The sequence below is a fragment of the Acinetobacter sp. 25-47-122 genome, from assembly GCF_056779695.1.
Genome location: NZ_JBWYIJ010000010.1, coordinates 128,625 through 146,878, shown reverse-complemented (window position 1 = coordinate 146,878; position 18,254 = coordinate 128,625). Strand labels below are relative to the sequence as shown.

Annotated in this window: 20 protein-coding genes; 15 read left to right on the top strand and 5 right to left on the bottom strand. The window is 39.5% G+C overall.

Annotated features, from left to right (window positions below; all coding sequences use genetic code 11):
* Positions 1-87 precede the first annotated feature (87 nt).
* Genes ureE through AC1M9P_RS10915 form a run of 4 tightly spaced genes read left to right on the top strand, consistent with a single transcriptional unit; the run spans position 88 to position 2,449 of the window.
* Positions 88-573, top strand: coding sequence for an urease accessory protein UreE (ureE, locus tag AC1M9P_RS10930; RefSeq protein WP_481587608.1), 486 nt, complete (start codon positions 88-90; stop codon positions 571-573).
* Positions 560-1,225: an urease accessory protein UreF gene (locus AC1M9P_RS10925; RefSeq protein WP_481587607.1), complete on the top strand. Its 666-nt coding sequence runs from the start codon at positions 560-562 to the stop codon at positions 1,223-1,225. Before ureE ends, AC1M9P_RS10925 begins: the two co-directional genes overlap by 14 nt.
* 22 nt (positions 1,226-1,247) lie before the next feature.
* Positions 1,248-1,862 (top strand): urease accessory protein UreG, encoded by a 615-nt coding sequence (ureG, locus tag AC1M9P_RS10920; RefSeq protein ID WP_035266791.1) that lies wholly within the window; start codon positions 1,248-1,250, stop codon positions 1,860-1,862.
* 17 nt (positions 1,863-1,879) lie between these two features.
* Positions 1,880-2,449 carry a HupE/UreJ family protein gene (locus AC1M9P_RS10915; RefSeq protein ID WP_481587606.1) on the top strand — a complete coding sequence of 190 codons (570 nt, stop codon included), beginning with the start codon at positions 1,880-1,882 and terminating at the stop codon, positions 2,447-2,449.
* Positions 2,450-2,504: 55 nt separating this feature from the next.
* Here the strand turns inward: AC1M9P_RS10915 and AC1M9P_RS10910 are convergent, their stop codons facing one another.
* On the bottom strand, positions 2,505-4,415 hold the full coding sequence (locus AC1M9P_RS10910) for an ATP-binding cassette domain-containing protein (RefSeq protein WP_481587605.1): 1,911 nt from the start codon (positions 4,413-4,415) through the stop codon (positions 2,505-2,507).
* Between the two features lie 34 nt (positions 4,416-4,449).
* Here AC1M9P_RS10910 and AC1M9P_RS10905 point away from each other — a divergent pair, with 34 nt between their 5' ends.
* The 5 genes from AC1M9P_RS10905 (at position 4,450) to topA (ending at position 9,857) form a co-directional block, all read left to right on the top strand.
* On the top strand, positions 4,450-4,695 hold the full coding sequence (locus AC1M9P_RS10905; RefSeq protein WP_035266784.1) for a SlyX family protein: 246 nt from the start codon (positions 4,450-4,452) through the stop codon (positions 4,693-4,695).
* 112 nt (positions 4,696-4,807) lie between these two features.
* On the top strand, positions 4,808-5,824 hold the full coding sequence (locus tag AC1M9P_RS10900; protein ID WP_481587604.1) for a hypothetical protein: 1,017 nt from the start codon (positions 4,808-4,810) through the stop codon (positions 5,822-5,824).
* 51 nt (positions 5,825-5,875) lie between these two features.
* Positions 5,876-6,679 (top strand): hypothetical protein, encoded by an 804-nt coding sequence (locus AC1M9P_RS10895; RefSeq protein WP_481587603.1) that lies wholly within the window; start codon positions 5,876-5,878, stop codon positions 6,677-6,679.
* A gap of 56 nt (positions 6,680-6,735) precedes the next feature.
* The gene (locus tag AC1M9P_RS10890; RefSeq protein ID WP_481587602.1) at positions 6,736-7,185 is read left to right on the top strand and encodes an ammonium transporter; all 450 of its coding nucleotides are present in this window, start codon (positions 6,736-6,738) and stop codon (positions 7,183-7,185) included.
* A gap of 32 nt (positions 7,186-7,217) precedes the next feature.
* On the top strand, positions 7,218-9,857 hold the full coding sequence (topA, locus tag AC1M9P_RS10885) for a type I DNA topoisomerase (RefSeq protein ID WP_481587601.1): 2,640 nt from the start codon (positions 7,218-7,220) through the stop codon (positions 9,855-9,857).
* 55 nt (positions 9,858-9,912) lie between these two features.
* Here topA and AC1M9P_RS10880 read toward each other — a convergent pair whose 3' ends face one another.
* Complete coding sequence (locus tag AC1M9P_RS10880; RefSeq protein ID WP_481587600.1) at positions 9,913-10,428, bottom strand: hypothetical protein; 516 nt, start codon at positions 10,426-10,428, stop codon at positions 9,913-9,915.
* Between the two features lie 134 nt (positions 10,429-10,562).
* Between AC1M9P_RS10880 and AC1M9P_RS10875 the strand changes: the two genes are divergently transcribed.
* The 6 genes from AC1M9P_RS10875 to AC1M9P_RS10850 all read left to right on the top strand — a co-directional run bounded on the left by AC1M9P_RS10875 (position 10,563) and on the right by AC1M9P_RS10850 (position 15,849).
* Entirely contained in the window at positions 10,563-11,705 is a 1,143-nt protein-coding gene (locus AC1M9P_RS10875) for a glycerate kinase family protein (protein WP_481587599.1), read from the top strand.
* A gap of 102 nt (positions 11,706-11,807) precedes the next feature.
* The gene (locus tag AC1M9P_RS10870; RefSeq protein ID WP_481587598.1) at positions 11,808-13,796 is read left to right on the top strand and encodes an ATP-dependent helicase; all 1,989 of its coding nucleotides are present in this window, start codon (positions 11,808-11,810) and stop codon (positions 13,794-13,796) included.
* Positions 13,797-13,876: 80 nt separating this feature from the next.
* Positions 13,877-14,128 (top strand): RNA recognition motif domain-containing protein, encoded by a 252-nt coding sequence (locus AC1M9P_RS10865; protein ID WP_481587597.1) that lies wholly within the window; start codon positions 13,877-13,879, stop codon positions 14,126-14,128.
* Positions 14,129-14,423: 295 nt separating this feature from the next.
* Complete coding sequence (locus AC1M9P_RS10860; protein ID WP_035266764.1) at positions 14,424-14,750, top strand: hypothetical protein; 327 nt, start codon at positions 14,424-14,426, stop codon at positions 14,748-14,750.
* A gap of 194 nt (positions 14,751-14,944) precedes the next feature.
* On the top strand, positions 14,945-15,448 hold the full coding sequence (locus tag AC1M9P_RS10855; RefSeq protein WP_481587596.1) for a DUF6586 family protein: 504 nt from the start codon (positions 14,945-14,947) through the stop codon (positions 15,446-15,448).
* Positions 15,449-15,570: 122 nt separating this feature from the next.
* Complete coding sequence (locus AC1M9P_RS10850) at positions 15,571-15,849, top strand: hypothetical protein (RefSeq protein ID WP_481587595.1); 279 nt, start codon at positions 15,571-15,573, stop codon at positions 15,847-15,849.
* 36 nt (positions 15,850-15,885) lie between these two features.
* On the opposite strand, the gene AC1M9P_RS10845 is transcribed toward AC1M9P_RS10850, so the two are convergent.
* The 3 genes from AC1M9P_RS10845 to rpmB form a co-directional block, all read right to left on the bottom strand.
* On the bottom strand, positions 15,886-17,604 hold the full coding sequence (locus tag AC1M9P_RS10845; RefSeq protein WP_179998680.1) for a cation:proton antiporter: 1,719 nt from the start codon (positions 17,602-17,604) through the stop codon (positions 15,886-15,888).
* A 151-nt stretch (positions 17,605-17,755) separates the two neighbouring features.
* The gene (gene rpmG, locus AC1M9P_RS10840) at positions 17,756-17,911 is read right to left on the bottom strand and encodes a 50S ribosomal protein L33 (RefSeq protein ID WP_001205031.1); all 156 of its coding nucleotides are present in this window, start codon (positions 17,909-17,911) and stop codon (positions 17,756-17,758) included.
* A gap of 12 nt (positions 17,912-17,923) precedes the next feature.
* The gene (gene rpmB, locus AC1M9P_RS10835; protein WP_000048256.1) at positions 17,924-18,160 is read right to left on the bottom strand and encodes a 50S ribosomal protein L28; all 237 of its coding nucleotides are present in this window, start codon (positions 18,158-18,160) and stop codon (positions 17,924-17,926) included.
* Between the last annotated feature and the right edge of the window lie 94 nt (positions 18,161-18,254).

Sequence of the window (18,254 nt, the reverse complement as noted above, 5' to 3'; positions counted from 1 at the left end):
AATTTTGATGCGTAAATGGATTGATGTTTACAAGACATTTCGCGAGTTGAAATTAAAGCAAAGTATTCAAGCGACAATAGGAAAGGCATGAAAATCTATACTCAAAGAATAGAAGCAGTGACAGAAGATCAAGCTTTCGAAACTGTGCAACTCAACTTTGATACACGACAAAAGAGCCGTTTTCGTGCAACTTTAGTTTCAGGGTGCGATATTGGTGCAGATTTACCGCGCACAGGCATTCTTCGCGGAGGATCATTTATTGCAACTGAAACAGGTGACTTACTGCGTGTGGATGCATTGCCTGAACGCCTGATGTGTGTCCAAGCTTCATCTGAATTTGAGCTTTTGAAAGCAGCCTATCATTTAGGGAATCGTCATGTCCCTCTTATGCTCACGCCTAGTGCACTATATTTTGAACCTGATCATGTCTTAGCCGAAATGGTCCAAGGATTGGGTTTAATGGTCACGGAAGTGGATCATCCATTTGAGCCAGAAAGTGGTGCTTATGCTCAGCATGCACATGATCATCGTTTAAGCCCAATCAAAGCGATTCATGCTCATGCGCATCACTAATGCAGCTCACTTACTCAAACTGTTAACTTTGTCCTCTACAGCTTTGCCTGTAGGCGCTTATTGCTATTCGCAAGGTGTTGAAAGTGCGATCGATCAAGGTTTGATCCATGATGAGCAATCCAGTATTGCGTACTTCGAAGAAGTTCTGGAAATGCTTTTGGTTCGTTTTGAGCTACCTGTATTGAAGCGTTTGATGCAGGCCCATGATAATGAACAGCAGTTTAATCATTGGGCGCAGTTGTATCGAGCCAGTCGTGAAAGTCGTGAGTTATTGGCTGAATCGCAGCAGTTGGCATTTTCCTTGAACGCATGGATTAAAGATGTATTGAAAATGCCCGTTACGGTAAAAAAACAACTTGGATTTGTACCCGTATATGCTCAGTTATGTGGGCGATTGGATCTGAATATCGAAGATGTTTTAACGGCGTATACATTTACTGTTTTAGAAAACCAAGTACTTGGCGCAGTCAAAACTGTGCCGCTCGGTCAGATGAGTGGTCAACGAATTTTGTGGCATTTACATGGTTTAGTCCCAGATGCCATAACGCATGCAATGTGTATAGAAGATCATCAACTCAGCAGTGCCTTACCACAATATGCCATGCTCAGCATGTCCCATGAAACACAATATTCGCGTTTATTTAGATCTTAAAAATTATCATAAGGAATCAATCATGTCAGAACGTTCTCCTTTACGTGTCGGAATTGGTGGACCAGTCGGATCTGGTAAAACAGCACTGACTTTAAATTTATGCCGTGCATTGCGTAATAAATACAATATGGCGGTGGTGACCAATGATATTTATACAAAAGAAGATTCCAACTTCTTAACTCGTCATGAAGCCATGTCACCCGATCGTATTGTGGGGGTGGAAACTGGCGGTTGCCCTCATACGGCTATTCGTGAAGATGCCTCAATCAATTTGGCAGCGATTGATGACTTATGTGAAAAGTTTGATGGTCTAGAGTTAATTATCATTGAAAGTGGTGGTGATAATTTGGCAGCAACGTTTAGCCCTGAACTGTCTGATCTGACACTATATGTGATTGATGTTGCTGGTGGTGAAAAAATTCCACGTAAAGGCGGTCCAGGCATTACCAAGTCTGACTTACTGATTATCAATAAAACAGATCTGGCGCCAATGGTTGGAGCGAATTTGCAGGTGATGGATCAAGATGCCAAGCGTATGCGAGGAGATAAACCGTTCTTGTTTTCAAACATGAAAACTGAAGATGGTTTAAACGAGATTATCAGTTTTATTGAAAAACAAGGTTTATTCAAAGCTTAAACAAGAGGGCTTAAAGGATGAAACAATGCAATAAATTCGGTCTATTCATTCTGGCAAGTGTTCCGAGCCTTGTAATGGCACATCCAGGCCATCATCACCATGATGCTAATTTTTGGGCGGGCTTCATTCATCCGTTTACAGGATTGGATCATTTGATGATGGCACTCAGTTTCGGCGTTTTGATGTGGAGCATGTCTAAAATTTGGAAGATGATTGGGGCATGGGGCTTGCTTACAGCGCTTGTTGCTGGATTCAGTTTAGGTGCGCATGGAATTATTCCTAATGGCGTTACAGAAATTGGAATTGTAGGTTCATTGTTCATCTTAGCTGTAAGTTTATGGACCAAATCGAACAGAATTTTCCCAATTGCAGCAGTGTTTCTATCAGTTTTTCATGGTTCAGCACACGGAGCTGAATTAGCGATGAATGGAAATGTTGGCATTCAGATTTTAGGCATGATTACTGCCATGGCAATGATTTATGCTCTTGGACTGGGTTTAGGGGCATTGATGGTGAAATTTGTTCCACAAGGTAAAAAGATTGTAGGTGCGCTAGCAGCATTGGTTGCAGTAATTGGTTTAGCGTGATCAATCTTGACAAAAAAAACTCCGCAAGCGCGGAGTTTTTTATTTACTAGGGTAATCAGCTACCATTCGCAAGACTTTCAAGCGCTTCCCAGCGTTCTAATTTCTCTAAAAGTAGCTCATCAATTTCAGTAAGTCGAATTGAAAGTTGAGTTGCTTTGTCACTATCTGACACAAATAAAGAACCATCTGCTAAAAGTGCATTAATCTCGGCTTGTTCCTTTTCCAAAGCTTCCATTTCAGCAGGAAGTTGTTCTAAAGCACGCTGATCTTTATAGCTTAGTTTAACTTTTTTAAATGCGGGTGCAGGGGCTGCTGCCGCTTCAGCCTTTGCGGCTGCTTTTTTCACCGCAGATTTCTGATCGACTACAGTTTGATCAGGACGTTGCATGAGGTAGTCTTGATAACCACCGACATATTCATCGATATTGCCTTTGCCATCGAATACCCAAGTTGAGGTCACGACATTGTCCATAAAGGCACGGTCATGCGAGATCAACAATAAAGTTCCTTTGTAATCACTGAGCATCTCTTCAAGCAGCTCAAGCGTCACCATATCCAAGTCATTGGTTGGCTCATCCATCACGATGAGGTTCGATGGTTTAAGCAGTAATTTCGCTAATAAAATGCGGTTACGTTCACCACCTGAAAGGGCTTTTACAGGTGTACGAGCACGCTCAGGGGAGAACAAGAAATCTTGTAAATAGCTATAGATATGACGACGTCCGCCATTGATATCGACAAAGTCTGACCCTTCGGCCACGTTGTCTTTTACCGATTTTTCAAGATCGAGCACGTTACGAAGCTGGTCAAAATAAGCCACTTCGAGTTGTGTCCCTGTTTTGACCGTACCTGAGTGTTCTTGTTGACCCAAAATTGCTTTGATTAGCGTGGTTTTACCGACACCGTTATCGCCCACGAGACCAATACGATCTCCACGCAGAACCAGTGCATTAAAATCTTTGATAATTGGAGTGTTGTCGCCAAATTGCACACTGAGGTTTTCAATTTCGAAGACCACTTTGCCTGAACGTTGAGCATCTTGGGTAGCCATGCTCACTTTGCCTTGCTGCGAACGGCGGGCTTTAGATTCTTCACGTAATGCTTTTAAGGCACGTACACGACCTTCGTTACGGGTACGACGTGCTTTAATGCCTTGACGAATCCAAACTTCTTCTTCTGCTAGCTTTTTATCGAACAGCGCATTTTGTTTTTCTTCAGCTTCCATCTGTGCAGCTTTGAGTTCGAGGTAACGTGAATAGTTCCCTTCATAACTGCGTAAGATGCCACGATCCAGTTCCACAATACGTGTAGCAATACTGTCTACAAATGAACGGTCATGCGAAATGAAGAGTAATGTTAAATTATTTTGATCGAGTAAGAATTTTTCTAACCACTCGATACTTTCAACATCTAAATGGTTCGTTGGTTCGTCGAGTAACAAAACATCAGGTTGGGTGAGTAGTGCGCGTGCAAGAAGCACACGACGTTTACGACCACCTGAAAGATCAGCTAAATCAGCATCAGGATCAAGTCCCATTTTACTGAGGATTGAATTCACTTTAGTTTCAAGTGCCCAACCATCTAATTGATCCATTTTATGTTGCAAGTTACCCATGCGATCGCAAGCTTCCATATCGCCGAGTACACAAGCTTCGCTTGCTTCGTGATAAGCTCTAAGAACAGAAGCTGCTTCACCTGCGCCATCTGCCACAATATCTGCAACACGTCCCGAGTCCATTGGCACGTCTTGAGCCAGCATAGAAATGGTAATACCATTTTGCAGGGAAACTTCACCAGCGTCAGGCAATAAACTTCCATCAATGAGTTTAAGTAAAGTAGACTTACCCTCACCATTACGGCCAATCAAACACACTCGTTCGCCGCGCTCTAAACTAAAATTCGCGCCGTCGAGTAAGTACGGTCCACCAAATGCGAGTTGGACGTCCCTTAAGGTAATATAGGCCATAATGTTTCCTGAAATCCCCTGATGAGGACTTATAATGTCGAATCAAAAAAATCTAAATGAGCAGGCGTCATTTTCCGCACCCATAGAAGATTTGCAAGTCCGAATTGCATTTTTAGATGAATTAGTTGATCAGTTAAATATTCAAATTGCATTACAAAGCCGTGAAATCAGCGATTTAAAGAAACAAATGCAAATTTTGTATCAACGTGTTGAAGCTACTCATGCTGACGATGGTGTTGCTCCATTTGATCCAATTTTGGATAAACCGCCACATTATTAAGACGTGACATAAATACTGATTATTTATTAAGAAGTATGCGTAAATAGTTTGACCTTTGATATGAAGGTCGTTGTAATAGTCTTTTCACTTGCCGAATTCTGAATCTTATCCTATGAGCGCTAAAGTTGTCCTAATAGATCTTGAAAATAACATGCCGACTTCGACGTTATTTCGGGAGATTGTGCAACATTACACCACGACCTATCTATTTCATTCGAAAGGGAGTTTTCATTACAGTCTCACTGATTTAACTGAATTTTCGAGTTGGATTAGTAGTGGTCAAATTGTCATTTTAGAAATGCTTGAGGCAAAAGAAAAAGAATTTGAGTACGCTGTGATTGTGGGACAAATCTTGGCATTGGTTGAGCATGGCGCAGAGATTGATGTGATTTCCGCGCGAGACTGTAGCACGATGTTGGCTGACATGATGCGAGCTTCTGGTATTCAATGTAATTTGATACAGGTACAACCAGAGCAACCTGTGTCAAAACTCAAATACAACGTGCCTTCAGTTGAAACTATTCGTCAAAATCATGATTTATTTAGAGTAAAGCAATATTGTGATGTTGTGGTTCGTATGGAAGGGAAGCCAAACACCTTAGCTAAGCTTAAAAACTCGATCGAGAATACGTTGAGAATAAATGACGAGCACAGCGCTAAATTGATTGGCATGCTCATTAATTTAAAGGTAATTAAAAAAGATGGTGAGCAAATTTCCTTTCGTAAAAAGGTATTAAAGCAGTGGGCTCAATTGGATATGAATGTTGATGAAGATGTAGTAGCAGACCACAAGCTTGGTCAGGTAGATGCGTTATTGGCGAAGCTACATATCGAAGCAAAAGACATTTTAGTTGAAGTTGAAGTTGAAGAGTCACAAGATATTCAGCACATTCAGAGTGATTTGTTTAAAAATTTCGAAAAAATAGATCCCGTCCAGCTGGAAGTCATCCAAAAATTGAATGCTTTAAAATCCGGAAAGCCTAAAGATATTTATGAACTGCGTGATTTATTAGAACAACTATTTCCAAAATCCGATGTGCGGTTATTGCTTAAGGAAATGATTGATAAGGGATATATTTACTGGAATGGGCATGAAGTTCTATATAGTCATGAGATGTTTCTGAATTAAGAATTATATTCTCTCATTTAATATTAATTTTAATTGATACGGTGATGACCAATGTTTGATCAAGTTTTTAATCGACTGAGTCGTTTGGTCTTTGTTGTTACCTTTTTTACGATTTCCATTTCTTTCGCAGGTCTAATGTATATTGATGGGTTATCCAATACGCTAGGCTTTAATGTTTCGTTGTTTGATTTGAACTTCTATGATTTTTTTATATATGTAGTCATTTCAGATAAATTTAATTTTTTTATTGTGTTTATCACATCCCTAGCACTGTCGATATCGTTTGTTTTGTACCCTAAAGCATTGATTTTTCTGTATGACTTTATGTATGTCTGTCTTTTTTCGATATGGTGTTTTTTAGGCGGATCAAAAAAAATTATTCCTTTTTTTGTTGTTTTTATATTCCCATTTTTTATTTTACCAATTTTAATTGTTCTACTTTTTCATAGTATTTTTCTCAAGCTAAAAGAAATAAAAGCTTTTGATGGCCATTTGTCTAATGTAAAAAAAGAATTGAGTGAAGATGAACAATATCTAAAATCTTCAAGTAGGAAAGAGGAAGGAAGTCATAATTTATTTAAATCATATTTGGTTTTTTTATTTGTGATGTTTCTGTTCATTAGTTGGTTAAGTTGGGTTATTCATATTGGTAAGCAAGGTGAAGTTCATGCCCAAAAATATTTAGATTCAACAGAATACAAAACATTATATTTAACTAATAATACTAAACGAAAAGTTATTATGGTTTCTAAAGTAAAGAATGGTTATATATTTGTTTTAAATGAAAATAATGAAAATAAAAAGAAAGCGTCATTTATACCTGATAGCGTAATTTGGAGAATTGACGCATTCTGAACTTGCCTTTTATATTCGGCTTATGCAACTCTAATATAAGAAGCAAAAGGTGAACTATGGAAAATGCTGGACTTTGGATAACGATTCTTATCGTTGTTTTTGTGCTGGGCTCGATCTTCGGATTACGTGTAAATCCAAGAGAAAAAGCTTTGGGGATCATGCGTGAGAAAGCGCGAAAAATGGGATTACACCCGCGTTTGATTGCTGCACCTTCATGGACCAATATTCCAATGGCATCAGAAAATCGTGCCAGTATGGTGGCGTATTACAGCGTTATCATTCCTGATGGTCGCCTACCTTTAATGCGCGCTTTGGTTGAAAATGAAAAACTCAATGTTGTTCACGGAAATGAGAAATTTAATGATTTCCCCATTGCATTAAAAGGGATTTATGCTATTGATATGCAGTCTAATTGCGTCGGTTTGTACTGGAATGAAGAAGAAGATCTTCACGCTACACAACTTGATGAAATGAAAGCACTTTTACATAAATTGGCTGAAATTTAATTTTTTTAATCTTATAGGAATAACGGTTCACTATGGCGAATGCTCCTAAGTCCACATCCAAAAGCGCTACAGCTCAATCGTCAGAAGCTGGAAAAAAACGTGCTTTAGTGATCGTCGAGTCGCCTGCTAAAGCGAAGACCATTAATAAATACTTAGGTTCAAACTACATTGTGAAATCATCTGTGGGTCATGTCCGTGACTTACCAACAGGTGCTTCAAAAAGTACGGAAAAGAAACCAGTAACACGTACCAAACAGACTGCTGAAGAGAAAGCTGAAAAAGCTCAACAGGCACTGATTAATCGTATGGGGGTAGACCCTGAGCACGGTTGGAAAGCACACTATGAAGTGCTTCCTGGTAAAGAAAATGTTGTTTCAGAACTGAAAAAGCTTGCTTCGCAGGTTGACGAGGTCTATCTCGCAACCGATTTGGACCGCGAAGGAGAAGCAATTGCTTGGCATTTAAAAGAAGTCATTGGTGGTGATGACTCTCGTTATAGACGTGTGGTTTTCAACGAAATTACTAAAAATGCCATTCAAGAAGCATTTAAACAGCCTGCTCGTTTAGACATTGATAAAGTCAATGCACAACAAGCACGCCGTTTCCTTGATCGTATTGTTGGCTTTATGATTTCACCACTATTGTGGGAGAAGATCGCACGTGGTTTATCTGCGGGTCGTGTACAGTCAGTTGCTGCGAAACTTGTGGTAGAGCGTGAGCGAGAAATTCGTGCTTTTATTCCTGAAGAATATTGGCAAGTTTTTGCAGATACCAAATCTAAAAAAGATGATATTCGTTTAGAAGCAGTCAAACAGTCAGGTAAGACATTAAAACTTCAAAACAAAGCACAAACAGATGCTTTATTGGATGTTTTAAAAGAAGCTGAATTTAAAGTTGCTGCCCGTGAAGATAAACCGACCAAAGTTAATCCGAGCGCACCCTATATCACATCGACCTTACAACAAGCAGCAAGTACTCGACTTGGTTTCTCTGTAAAGAAAACAATGACGATGGCACAGCGCTTGTATGAGGCAGGTTATATTACCTATATGCGTACCGACTCTACATTCTTGAGTGATGATGCGGTCAATATGGTACGTGGACATATCGAAACCGAGTATGGTGAAAAATATCTTCCTGCAAAGCCAAACCGTTTTGGAAATAAAGCAGGTGCGCAAGAAGCCCATGAAGCGATTCGTCCATCAAACGTCGCGTTGAAGGGTGATCAGCTTGCGGGCGTAGATCGCGATGCTCAGCGTCTATATGATCTGATTTGGCGTCAGTTTGTTGCATGTCAAATGACACCTGCTGAATATTTGTCTTCGACAATCTTGGTCGATGCAAACGGTGTAGAACTTAAAGCTAAAGGTCGTACTTTGGTATTTGATGGCTTTACGAAAGTACGTGGCCAGAACAAGTCGGATGATGATGTTTTACTGCCTGCTGTGAAAGTGGGTGAAGTTCTGCAACTTCAAAAGTTAGATCCTTCTCAACATTTCACTAAACCACCTGCACGTTTTACAGAAGCATCATTAGTGAAAGAGCTTGAGAAAAAAGGCATTGGTCGTCCTTCAACTTACGCAGCGATTATTTCAACGATCCAAGATCGTGGCTATGTGAAATTGGATAACCGTCGTCTCTATGCAGAGAAGATGGGTGAAATCGTTACAGATCGTTTGGACGAAAGTTTTAACAACTTAATGAATTATGCATTTACTGCAGATCTAGAAGGTCAACTGGATAAAGTTGCAGATGGTGAGCGTAATTGGAAAGAGTTATTAGATAGTTTCTATGGTGATTTTAAGAAACGTCTGACTACTGCACAGGGTGAAAATGGCATGCGCCGTAATCAGCCTGTTGAAGTTGATGCTGTGCATTGTAAAGAATGTGATCGTCCGATGCAGATTCGTACCGGTACCACAGGTGTATTCTTAGGTTGTTCTGGCTATAACTTACCACCGAAAGAACGTTGTAAAGGTACACTTAACTTAACGCCAGTAGAGTCCTTGGCCGCATTATCTGATGATGAGTCTGCAGAAACCGCAGATTTAATGTCGAAAAAACGTTGCCCAATTTGCGAAACAGCAATGGATAGCTATGTTATTGATGGTGGTCGTAAACTTCATATCTGTGGGAACAATCCAGACTGCGAAGGTTTTGAGCTTGAAGAAGGTGAGTTCAAAATTAAAGGGTACGATGGTCCAACAATTCCATGTGACAAATGCGATGGTGAGATGCAGTTAAAGACAGGGCGTTTTGGTCCTTATTTTGCCTGCACAAGCTGTGAAAATACACGTAAAGTATTGAAGAACGGTCAACCAGCACCTCCTCGTGTCGACCCGATTAAAATGGAACATTTGCGCTCAACGAAACACGACGACTTTTTCGTATTACGTGATGGAGCAGCAGGCTTATTCTTAGCAGCAAGTAAATTCCCTAAAGTACGTGAAACTCGTGCTCCTAAGGTTGCGGAATTGCGTACGGTTGCTCAACAGCTAGATCCAAAGTATCAGTTTATTCTGCAAGCGCCAGATACTGACCCTGATGGAAACCCAACTTTAGTGAAGTTTAGTCGTAAAAATCAAGCGCAATATATTGGTTCTGAAACGCCTGAAGGTAAACAAACGAAATGGTCTTTGATTTACCAAGATGGTAAATGGATTGAAGCTTAACGTTTAAATAACAGAAAATGCTGACTTAGGTCAGCATTTTTTTATGACATTAAATTTATTGTCTTACACATACTCTTGAGAGATTTTCTATTTCTGTATCAAATAGAATGAAATTCGCAATCATTTCTTTGTTATCGAGTTCTTTAATTAGTAATTTCACAGTATCAGGATCAGCTAAAGCTGATTTAAGGTTTAATTGCTCTTCAACTTGAGCATTGTCCATTTCAAATTTCAGTAATTTATTTTGATCAATTGTGAGTATATGTTCTTGTAAACTCCATTGAGCTTCAGATTGGGTATAAGCAATTGCTTTCTCGTTATCTTTAATAAAGGTCATTTGATTTTTTTCAAAATATTGACCATTTGGTTTGAACTCAGACACTATTTCGCTTTTCGCAGCATAACCCATGTAATCCATTTCTTCAGTACATTTCCATTTGGCTGAAAGTGCTGATAATTGAATATTTTCACTACTGTGTGAATTGGTTGCAGACGAGCTGGTAGCTTGATTACATACAAAAATGAATGTACACAGCACGAAAGTTTTTTTAAATATTTGATATTTTTGCATTGTTATACCGTTATTTTTTTTGGGGAATTGTAAGTTTATTACAATATATATAAGGGTTCTATTTGAAAAATTGAAAATCTCAATGTAATAAATAAGTATCTGAATTAATTTAAATATGAGAATAGCAATAAAGTATGCAGCAAAGGATAGAAACTTTTATTTTGGCTCCCGACTCTTTCAAAGAAAGCATGCCTGCTGAGCAGGTATGCATGATTATGAAAAATGCAATCCATAAAGTCTTACCCGATGCACAATGTATTTTGAATCCAATGGCAGATGGTGGTGAAGGAACCATTGATGCATTGGTCATGGCAAAATCAGGATTAAAAATCGCGTGCGAAGTACAAGGTCCATTCGCTGATCAGCGTGTCATGACTCATTTTGGATTAATTGATCAGGGACAAACAGCAGTCATTGAAATGGCGAAAGCCAATGGCATTCATTTAATACCACCTCATTTAAGAAATCCTTTGTTCACTAATACTGTAGGGACAGGGCAACTGATTGTCGCAGCTCTCGAATTCGGTGTGAAAAAGATTATCATCGGATTAGGTGGGAGTGTGACCAATGATGGTGGTGCTGGTATGGCGCATGCTTTGGGCGTGAAATTTATTAATCAATATCATGAAGCATTTGAGCCAACAGGTGGAAACTTAAACCAAATCGATTCCATTGATGTGACACAACTCGACCCAAGATTGACTAAAACAGAAATTGTTATCGCTTCAGATGTAAACAATCCATTATGTGGTCCACTTGGCGCATCGTATATTTTTGGTCCGCAAAAAGGGGCTACACCTGAAATGGTGCAAGTATTAGACCTTAACTTATCGCACTTTGCAGGGGTGGTAGAGCAGCAGCTTTTAGTCGATTTACGTCATCGATCTGGTGCTGGTGCAGCAGGTGGTTTGGGATTTGGTTTGATGGCATTTACAGGCGCAGATATTCGATCGGGTGCTGAATTAATCATTGAGGAAACTCAATTGGCTGAAAAAATTGCGCAAGCTGATTATGTATTTACGGGTGAAGGGAAAATTGATACTCAGACTCAATTTGGTAAAACCCCATTTGCCGTTGCTCAAGTCGCATATTGGCACAACAAGCCTGTATTTGCATTCGCTGGTAGAGTTGGTGAAGGGGTGGAATCATTGTACGAACAAGGGTTTCATCACATCTGTAGTATTAATCCACTGGATCAAAGTTTGTCAGAATCCTTGAAAAATGCAGTTCAGAATTTAGATTTAACGGTACAAAATATCGTAAGGCAGTATATCTAATTCTCTATGTAAGTGGGCTTTGAGGTTTAAAACTGAAGCGTGTTTGTATTTTCTAAATCTAGCTCTGTTAAACTATTGTTAATGTAAAATTGATGAGTAGCGATGAGTTTAGACAGCCTGATTGATGAATTAAATCTTCAACAAAAACAAGCTGCAACCACAGAAGCCTTACATAGTTTGGTGTTGGCGGGTGCGGGCTGTGGTAAAACCAAAACGATTGTGGCACGTGCTGCTTATCTCATTGATCAAGGTGTACCCGCCAATCAAATTCAAATTTTGACGTTTACGCGTCGTGCTGCCAGTGAAATCGTGGCGCGTGTCGAATTGGCACTCGGTGAACAAGCAAAAGGATTACGAGCATCAACATTCCATACTTTTTGTATGTACTTGCTGCGTCGTATACCAAAAGCTTTCGGCTTAGCGCAATTCTCAATTATTGATCGTGATGATCAACTCATGATGTTTCGTTTGATACGTGGTAAAGATGATAAGAAGAATCCCAATCAGCTCCCGAAGCCTGCTGAATTATGCGATCTGTATTCATATGCTAGAAATACGCGTCAAAAGCTAAGTGTTGCCATAGAAAAGCAAATGCCTGAATTCTTAGCAATGAAAGACCTGATTGCAGAAATCATGAAAGAATATGAAACTCGAAAGCAGGCACGTAGCTTTCTTGATTATGACGATATTCTTGCGATCGTGGCATCAGCTTTAGCACAGTCTGAGGGTCTAGTCGATTATGTGGCCTCGATTTGCAGACATATGCTTGTGGATGAAATGCAAGACACTAATCCATTGCAATGGGCGCTATTAGAGCCTTTAAAGGATCGAGTAAGTTTGTTTTGTGTCGGGGATGATGCTCAATCGATTTATGGTTTTCGTGGAGCAGATTTCGAAAACATTCATCATTTTAAAGAGCGTGTGCCAGCAGCACAGATCTTTAAATTAGAAAAAAACTACCGATCTACTCAAGAAATTTTAGATTTATCAAATTGGTTGCTTGATCAAAGTGAGATTAAATATGACAAGCGCTTAAATGCGTATCGAGGTACAGGCATAAAGCCTAAAATTCATATTTTCCCGAATGAGTTTGATGAAGCAAAATGGATTGCCATAGATATTAAAGAGCGACATTTGCTTGAGGGAAGTCCTTGGCGCGATCATATGGTTCTGGTACGTTCAAGCTTTGCAGCTCGTCATATTGAAGCAGCTTTCATTGCAGCCAATGTCCCATATCGGTTTATTGGTGGTATGAAACTTCTTGAAACTGCGCATGTTAAGGATTTACTGAGTTTACTACGGGTCATTGCCAATCCTTCAGACGATATTGCATGGATGCGGTTTTTGACGCTTTGGGATGGGGTCGGTGATGTTGGCGCAAGCCGTTTAGCGCAACAGTTGTTACAGGACCCTCAAGATGACGTCATTGCGGAAAAACTAGAAAAATTTGGACGTATTCCTGCTGAGGCTCTACTCATTATGAAGCAGTTGAATGTGTTAAAGACTGAAGTTCAAGCTTGCGTAAGCTTGGCAATTCAGGCAATAGAAATTCAGTTGAGTGAAAATTACAAAAAGGATTGGGGGCGTCGTCAAGGAGACTTTGAGTTGGTGAAACAGTTAGCTTCAAAACATACTCAGTTAAGTGAGTTTTTAGAAGCCTACGTGCTTGATCCAGTTTCAATCAGTGAAATCGAACGCCAGTCAGATACTGATGTTGTTACTTTGATCACGATACATTCTGCTAAAGGAACTGAACAAAAAGTTTGTTACGTGGCGAATGTGACACCTGGTCAGTATCCACATGCAAGAGCTCAAGGGGATTTTGATGAAGTTGAAGAAGAACGTCGTGTGCTTTATGTAGCACTTACCCGTGCACAAAATGAATTGATTTTAACCAAGCAAAATTTGGTGACGTGGGCAAGGGAACAAGTCGATGAGCAAGGACGAAAAGTTGAAAGCTATTTTCTTAATGATCTTTCAAGACATTTGTGTACAAGTGAAACACATTATAAAACCAGGCAGCAAACAGTTAAGAGTGCTTTGATTGAGCGACAGTCGATTAATTTAGATTTTGGGATTGATCTCGATTAAACTATCTAGATTGTTTCATACAAAAAGTAGAGTAGGCGCGTACTTTTTGGTTTTTTTGCCTATCTTCTTAAGGTTTTTTCATGAAAATTTTAGTTCGTAACTTAGAGCGCAGCATTACTGAAGCTGAGATTCTGGAGTTATTTCAGCAGTTTGGAACAGTAGACTCATGTACATTGGTGTTAGATGCTGCAACAGGAAAATCGAAAGGGTTTGCCTTTGTTGAAATGCCACATGGCCGTGAAGCTGTGAAAGCAATTAAGGGGCTGAACACCCGTAAAGTTAAAGGTGCAGGTATTCGAGTAAAAGCTGCAGACGAAAGGCCAGAAGCATAACTTGATGTCTAAATAAAGTAGGAGCAGTTATTGCTCCTTTTTATTTGTTATTTTATTTAATTTCACTAATAAATATAAATCTTTTTTAGCTTTTTTGACCGACTTTTGTACTTTCAAGAATTGACATATTTTTGAAATATATTTCTGTTATATATTAATATTTTATTAAAAACATACACTTAAAATCACATTTATATACAAATTATTGTGAATTATATCTTAATAATAGATTGAATAGGTTTGAGTGAAGTGTGTAGTATAAAAGCTCCATTATAAAACCCCAAAGGTTATAAAAATGTCTATTCAAGAATTAAATCATCTAGAAACAGAAATCGTATCAGGTGCAGGTACGTTAATCGGTGACACGCTTCAAAACGCATCAAACTTATTTTCGAGCACATTGAATGTTCAAGCTCCAATTTGGAAGCCACTGAGCCTAATTCCTGGTGTTGGTACAGTTCATCAAGCAATTGATGTTGGCTTCCTTGCGATTTCAGAAGGTCTTTACAAGGCTGGAACACTGTTAGGTGGTGATCAAGATCAGGTCAAATTTCATTATGACAATGAAAAAGGCGATGGGACTTATAATCCATTAGGAATTTTTAAGGGTATTGTTCGCTAATATAACCTCAGATTCATTCGAAAGGGTCAGCCATGCATTTGGCTGGCTTTTTTATTTAAGCAGTATGCATTAATCATCAAGCTTTCAATCAATTTTGTTGATCTAAAATTAATCTTTATTTTTTTCTTAAAAGCATTGCGTGATATGGCGTCAACATTTAAGTTGTATGACATAAATGTTGCTAGGAAGTTTTCATGTCTCGTGTTGCTCGTTTTCATGCAGATCGCACTAATCAAAAACTCTATTTTGCCCGTCTATCATGTCAGCAAGCAGAACAGACAGATCATATTCAACAAGCTCAAGCCCATCGTGAAGCGGCAGTCTTTCATTTGCATGGAGCGGTCTTGGCATTTTTGCAAGAGTTGGTGCGTTATTACCGTTTAAATGATTTTTCACCGACATTAAAATCTATTGAAGAGCATATGGCCGCTAAAGGGCAAATTTCTCCAGAAATCACCGTGTTACAGCATCTTGCAAAGGATGGTTTTATTGCAGAACTAAAGCGCGCTTATCGTATGTGCCAGTATGCACCTGAACCAAGTGCACCAGAACCTGAGGATGAGACTTCTTCAAATCTTATTATTAAAGTCACGCAGACACCTCAAGCGTGGTTGCCAGACACTCAAATTCTTCGAGAGTGGCATCGTGACTTAACCCATCTTATTGACGGTTTTCGTAACGAAATGGTTGAGTTTTAATTGTAATCATGACAGTTTTAAATGATTAGACTTGAAATATAAATTTTAGAACTTATATAAAATAGTCTAAGCAATGCAAAGTGCATTCAGCATTTTGCCACCATGTGAATCATGGAGGGTATATGTCTATAGAGCAATTGAAAGAATTATTCGGAACACAAGAAGCAATTTTAGAATTGGTGCAACTTGAGAATGGCGAGTTAGCGCTTCGTCACGCTGCATCTGAAGATGAGCCACTTGTGAAAATTCAATTTAATGATGAAGTGAAAGCTTTATTAGGTGATTATATGCCTTTGATTGCCCAACACATGATTCAGGCTGCGTTATTTGCACTTCTCGAAAAACAATCGAATGAATGGCATGCGGAAGTCGTAGATGAAAAACCACAGTTTTATAGCTAAGAAAAAACCGCGCAAATAGCGCGGTTTTTATTTTACTTAGTGAGAGGGTGCATGATGATGTGCGATTTCAATTTGATTTAGAATATGATTACTCATGTTCTTCGCCATTTCTTCCTTCGCGTAATACACTTCACCAATTTCATCTGCACGTATTGCTTCAGCTTCTTCTTTACTTTCCGCACAGATCAAAACTTGAATCTGTGGATTCAGAAGTTTGGCAGTATCTACAATCTTATGAATATCTAAAATATCCATCGGCGAGATAATTAAAAGCCTCGCATGTTGAATATGTGCTTGAATTAATACGCCAGGTTCTGTTGCTGAACCTGATACTGCAGCAATATCTTTTGCACGTAGTTTTTCAACAATTTCTCGATTTTCTTCAGCAATCACCACTTTGATGTTATTTTCCATCAGTGTTTTCGTTAAGCGACGTCCAACTTCTCCATGACCGACCATGACCACTTGATCGCGCAGGTAGTCCTGTGAGACCTCGTCAGGTAACATCGCCAATGGATCACCACTACGTTCAAGCAAACGAGCCAAATGCGAGCGCTCACGAATCCATTTCTGTACGGGTTCAATGGCTGAAAATAAAACAGAATTGAGCGAAATAGAAAATAATGCCCCGGCTAAAATCAAGTTTTGAGCTTCAGGGGTTAATAGTCCTATAGATAGACCGAGTGTTGCCAAGATAAAGGAGAACTCACCGATTTGAGCGAGTGAGGCACCTACTGTAAGTGCAGTATTTAATGGATAGCGGAAGAACAAAACCAGCGCCATTGCTGCTAATGTTTTTCCGATCATGATAATGCCAATCACAGCCAGAATGTGAAGTGGTTCTTCAACGATAATTGTTGGGTCAAACAACATTCCGACAGAGACGAAGAATAGGATGGAGAATATCTCACGCAGTGGTAACGTTTCTTCTTCAGCACGATGACTGAAGTCAGACTCTTTAACCACCATCCCAGCAAAGAATGCACCTAATGCCATTGAAACGCCAAAAACTGCATACGAACCATAGGCAATGGATACGGCTGCTGCAACCACAGTCAATGTAAATAGCTCGCGAGAACCTAAGCGTACGACAAACTGAATGATTTTAGGAATGAGCCGCTTACCTATAATCAGCATAAAGGCAATAAAGCCGGCAACTTTAAGTAAGGTTATTCCTAAAGTCACAAAGACATTTTGATCTGGATTGGCGCCTTCGAGTGCTGTTCCGCCGAGGAGTACAGCTGTAGCGGGTAATAAAACTAAAGCGAGCACCATAACTAGGTCTTCGACGAGTAGCCATCCCACAGCAATTTTTCCATTGACTGAATCCAGTAAGCCTCGGTCACCCAAAGCTTTCAGGAGTACCACAGTACTCGCACAAGATAAGCTTAAGCCAAACACCAATGCTGACCCAAAACTCCATCCCCATAGCATAGAAACGCCAATCCCGAGGATGGTGGCCACTGTGATTTGTAAAATTGCACCAGGGACTGCAATACGCCGAACTTGCATTAAATCTTTCAGTGAAAAGTGCATCCCGACACCGAACATCAAAAACATGACACCCAGTTCTGCGAGTTGATTAGCTAATGTGATGTCGGCGACGATACCGGGGGTTTTGGGACTAATAATAATGCCGGCAATGAGATAGCCAACGAGAGGGGGTAGACGTAAACGTGCGGCGATAAAGCCAAAAATAAGGGCTAAGCCAAAACCAACCGCAAGCAATATAATTAAATCTACATCATGTGGCACTAATCACCCCTTAAATATTTATAAATTATGAATTGGCTTTTGAGCTGTATAAGCACAAAAAATGCCAAACTGAGATTAAATTTTAACAACCTGAAGAAAAAAAAGGCAAAAAAAACGACCCAATGGGTCGTATTTTTTTAAAGAACTAAAATTATTTGATTTTAGCTTCTTTGAAGATTACGTGTTGACGGATTTTTGGATCAAATTTTTTGATTTCCATTTTTTCCGGCATAGTACGTTTGTTCTTAGTAGTGGTATAGAAATAACCTGTACCAGCAGAAGAAACTAGGCGAATCTTATCACGCATTTTCGTTGCTCCTTAGATCTTTTGACCTTGAGCACGTAGGTCAGCAACAACCTTTTCGATGCCCAATTTGTCGATAATACGCATACCTTTAGTAGTTAGACGAAGACGTACGAAACGTTTTTCGCTTTCTAACCAAAAACGGTGGTGGTGCAGGTTCGGCTCGAACCGGCGCTTAGTTTTGTTGTTGGCGTGTGAGACGTTGTTACCAACGACTGGACGCTTGCCGGTAACTTGGCAAACCTTAGACATGGTGTAACTCCATTGATTTAGCCAACAGCAAATCTGTATGGCCAGTCAAAATAAAACGGATTGAATTCATTCAAGGGGCGTTTTATATCAAAAA

Excerpts from the sequence above, each read along its gene's own strand:
- AC1M9P_RS10880 (WP_481587600.1), bottom strand. The coding sequence starts at position 10,428 with ATGCAAAAATATCAAATATTTAAAAAAACTTTCGTGCTGTGTACATTC.
- AC1M9P_RS10865 (WP_481587597.1), top strand. The coding sequence starts at position 13,877 with ATGAAAATTTTAGTTCGTAACTTAGAGCGCAGCATTACTGAAGCTGAG.
- AC1M9P_RS10925 (WP_481587607.1), top strand. The coding sequence starts at position 560 with ATGCGCATCACTAATGCAGCTCACTTACTCAAACTGTTAACTTTGTCC.
- topA (WP_481587601.1), top strand. The coding sequence starts at position 7,218 with ATGGCGAATGCTCCTAAGTCCACATCCAAAAGCGCTACAGCTCAATCG.
- AC1M9P_RS10915 (WP_481587606.1), top strand. The coding sequence starts at position 1,880 with ATGAAACAATGCAATAAATTCGGTCTATTCATTCTGGCAAGTGTTCCG.
- AC1M9P_RS10870 (WP_481587598.1), top strand. The coding sequence starts at position 11,808 with ATGAGTTTAGACAGCCTGATTGATGAATTAAATCTTCAACAAAAACAA.
- AC1M9P_RS10890 (WP_481587602.1), top strand. The coding sequence starts at position 6,736 with ATGGAAAATGCTGGACTTTGGATAACGATTCTTATCGTTGTTTTTGTG.
- ureE (WP_481587608.1), top strand. The coding sequence starts at position 88 with ATGAAAATCTATACTCAAAGAATAGAAGCAGTGACAGAAGATCAAGCT.
- AC1M9P_RS10900 (WP_481587604.1), top strand. The coding sequence starts at position 4,808 with ATGAGCGCTAAAGTTGTCCTAATAGATCTTGAAAATAACATGCCGACT.
- rpmG (WP_001205031.1), bottom strand. The coding sequence starts at position 17,911 with ATGCGTGATAAGATTCGCCTAGTTTCTTCTGCTGGTACAGGTTATTTC.
- AC1M9P_RS10905 (WP_035266784.1), top strand. The coding sequence starts at position 4,450 with ATGTCGAATCAAAAAAATCTAAATGAGCAGGCGTCATTTTCCGCACCC.
- AC1M9P_RS10910 (WP_481587605.1), bottom strand. The coding sequence starts at position 4,415 with ATGGCCTATATTACCTTAAGGGACGTCCAACTCGCATTTGGTGGACCG.
- rpmB (WP_000048256.1), bottom strand. The coding sequence starts at position 18,160 with ATGTCTAAGGTTTGCCAAGTTACCGGCAAGCGTCCAGTCGTTGGTAAC.
- AC1M9P_RS10895 (WP_481587603.1), top strand. The coding sequence starts at position 5,876 with ATGTTTGATCAAGTTTTTAATCGACTGAGTCGTTTGGTCTTTGTTGTT.
- AC1M9P_RS10850 (WP_481587595.1), top strand. The coding sequence starts at position 15,571 with ATGTCTATAGAGCAATTGAAAGAATTATTCGGAACACAAGAAGCAATT.
- AC1M9P_RS10855 (WP_481587596.1), top strand. The coding sequence starts at position 14,945 with ATGTCTCGTGTTGCTCGTTTTCATGCAGATCGCACTAATCAAAAACTC.
- ureG (WP_035266791.1), top strand. The coding sequence starts at position 1,248 with ATGTCAGAACGTTCTCCTTTACGTGTCGGAATTGGTGGACCAGTCGGA.
- AC1M9P_RS10860 (WP_035266764.1), top strand. The coding sequence starts at position 14,424 with ATGTCTATTCAAGAATTAAATCATCTAGAAACAGAAATCGTATCAGGT.
- AC1M9P_RS10875 (WP_481587599.1), top strand. The coding sequence starts at position 10,563 with ATGCAGCAAAGGATAGAAACTTTTATTTTGGCTCCCGACTCTTTCAAA.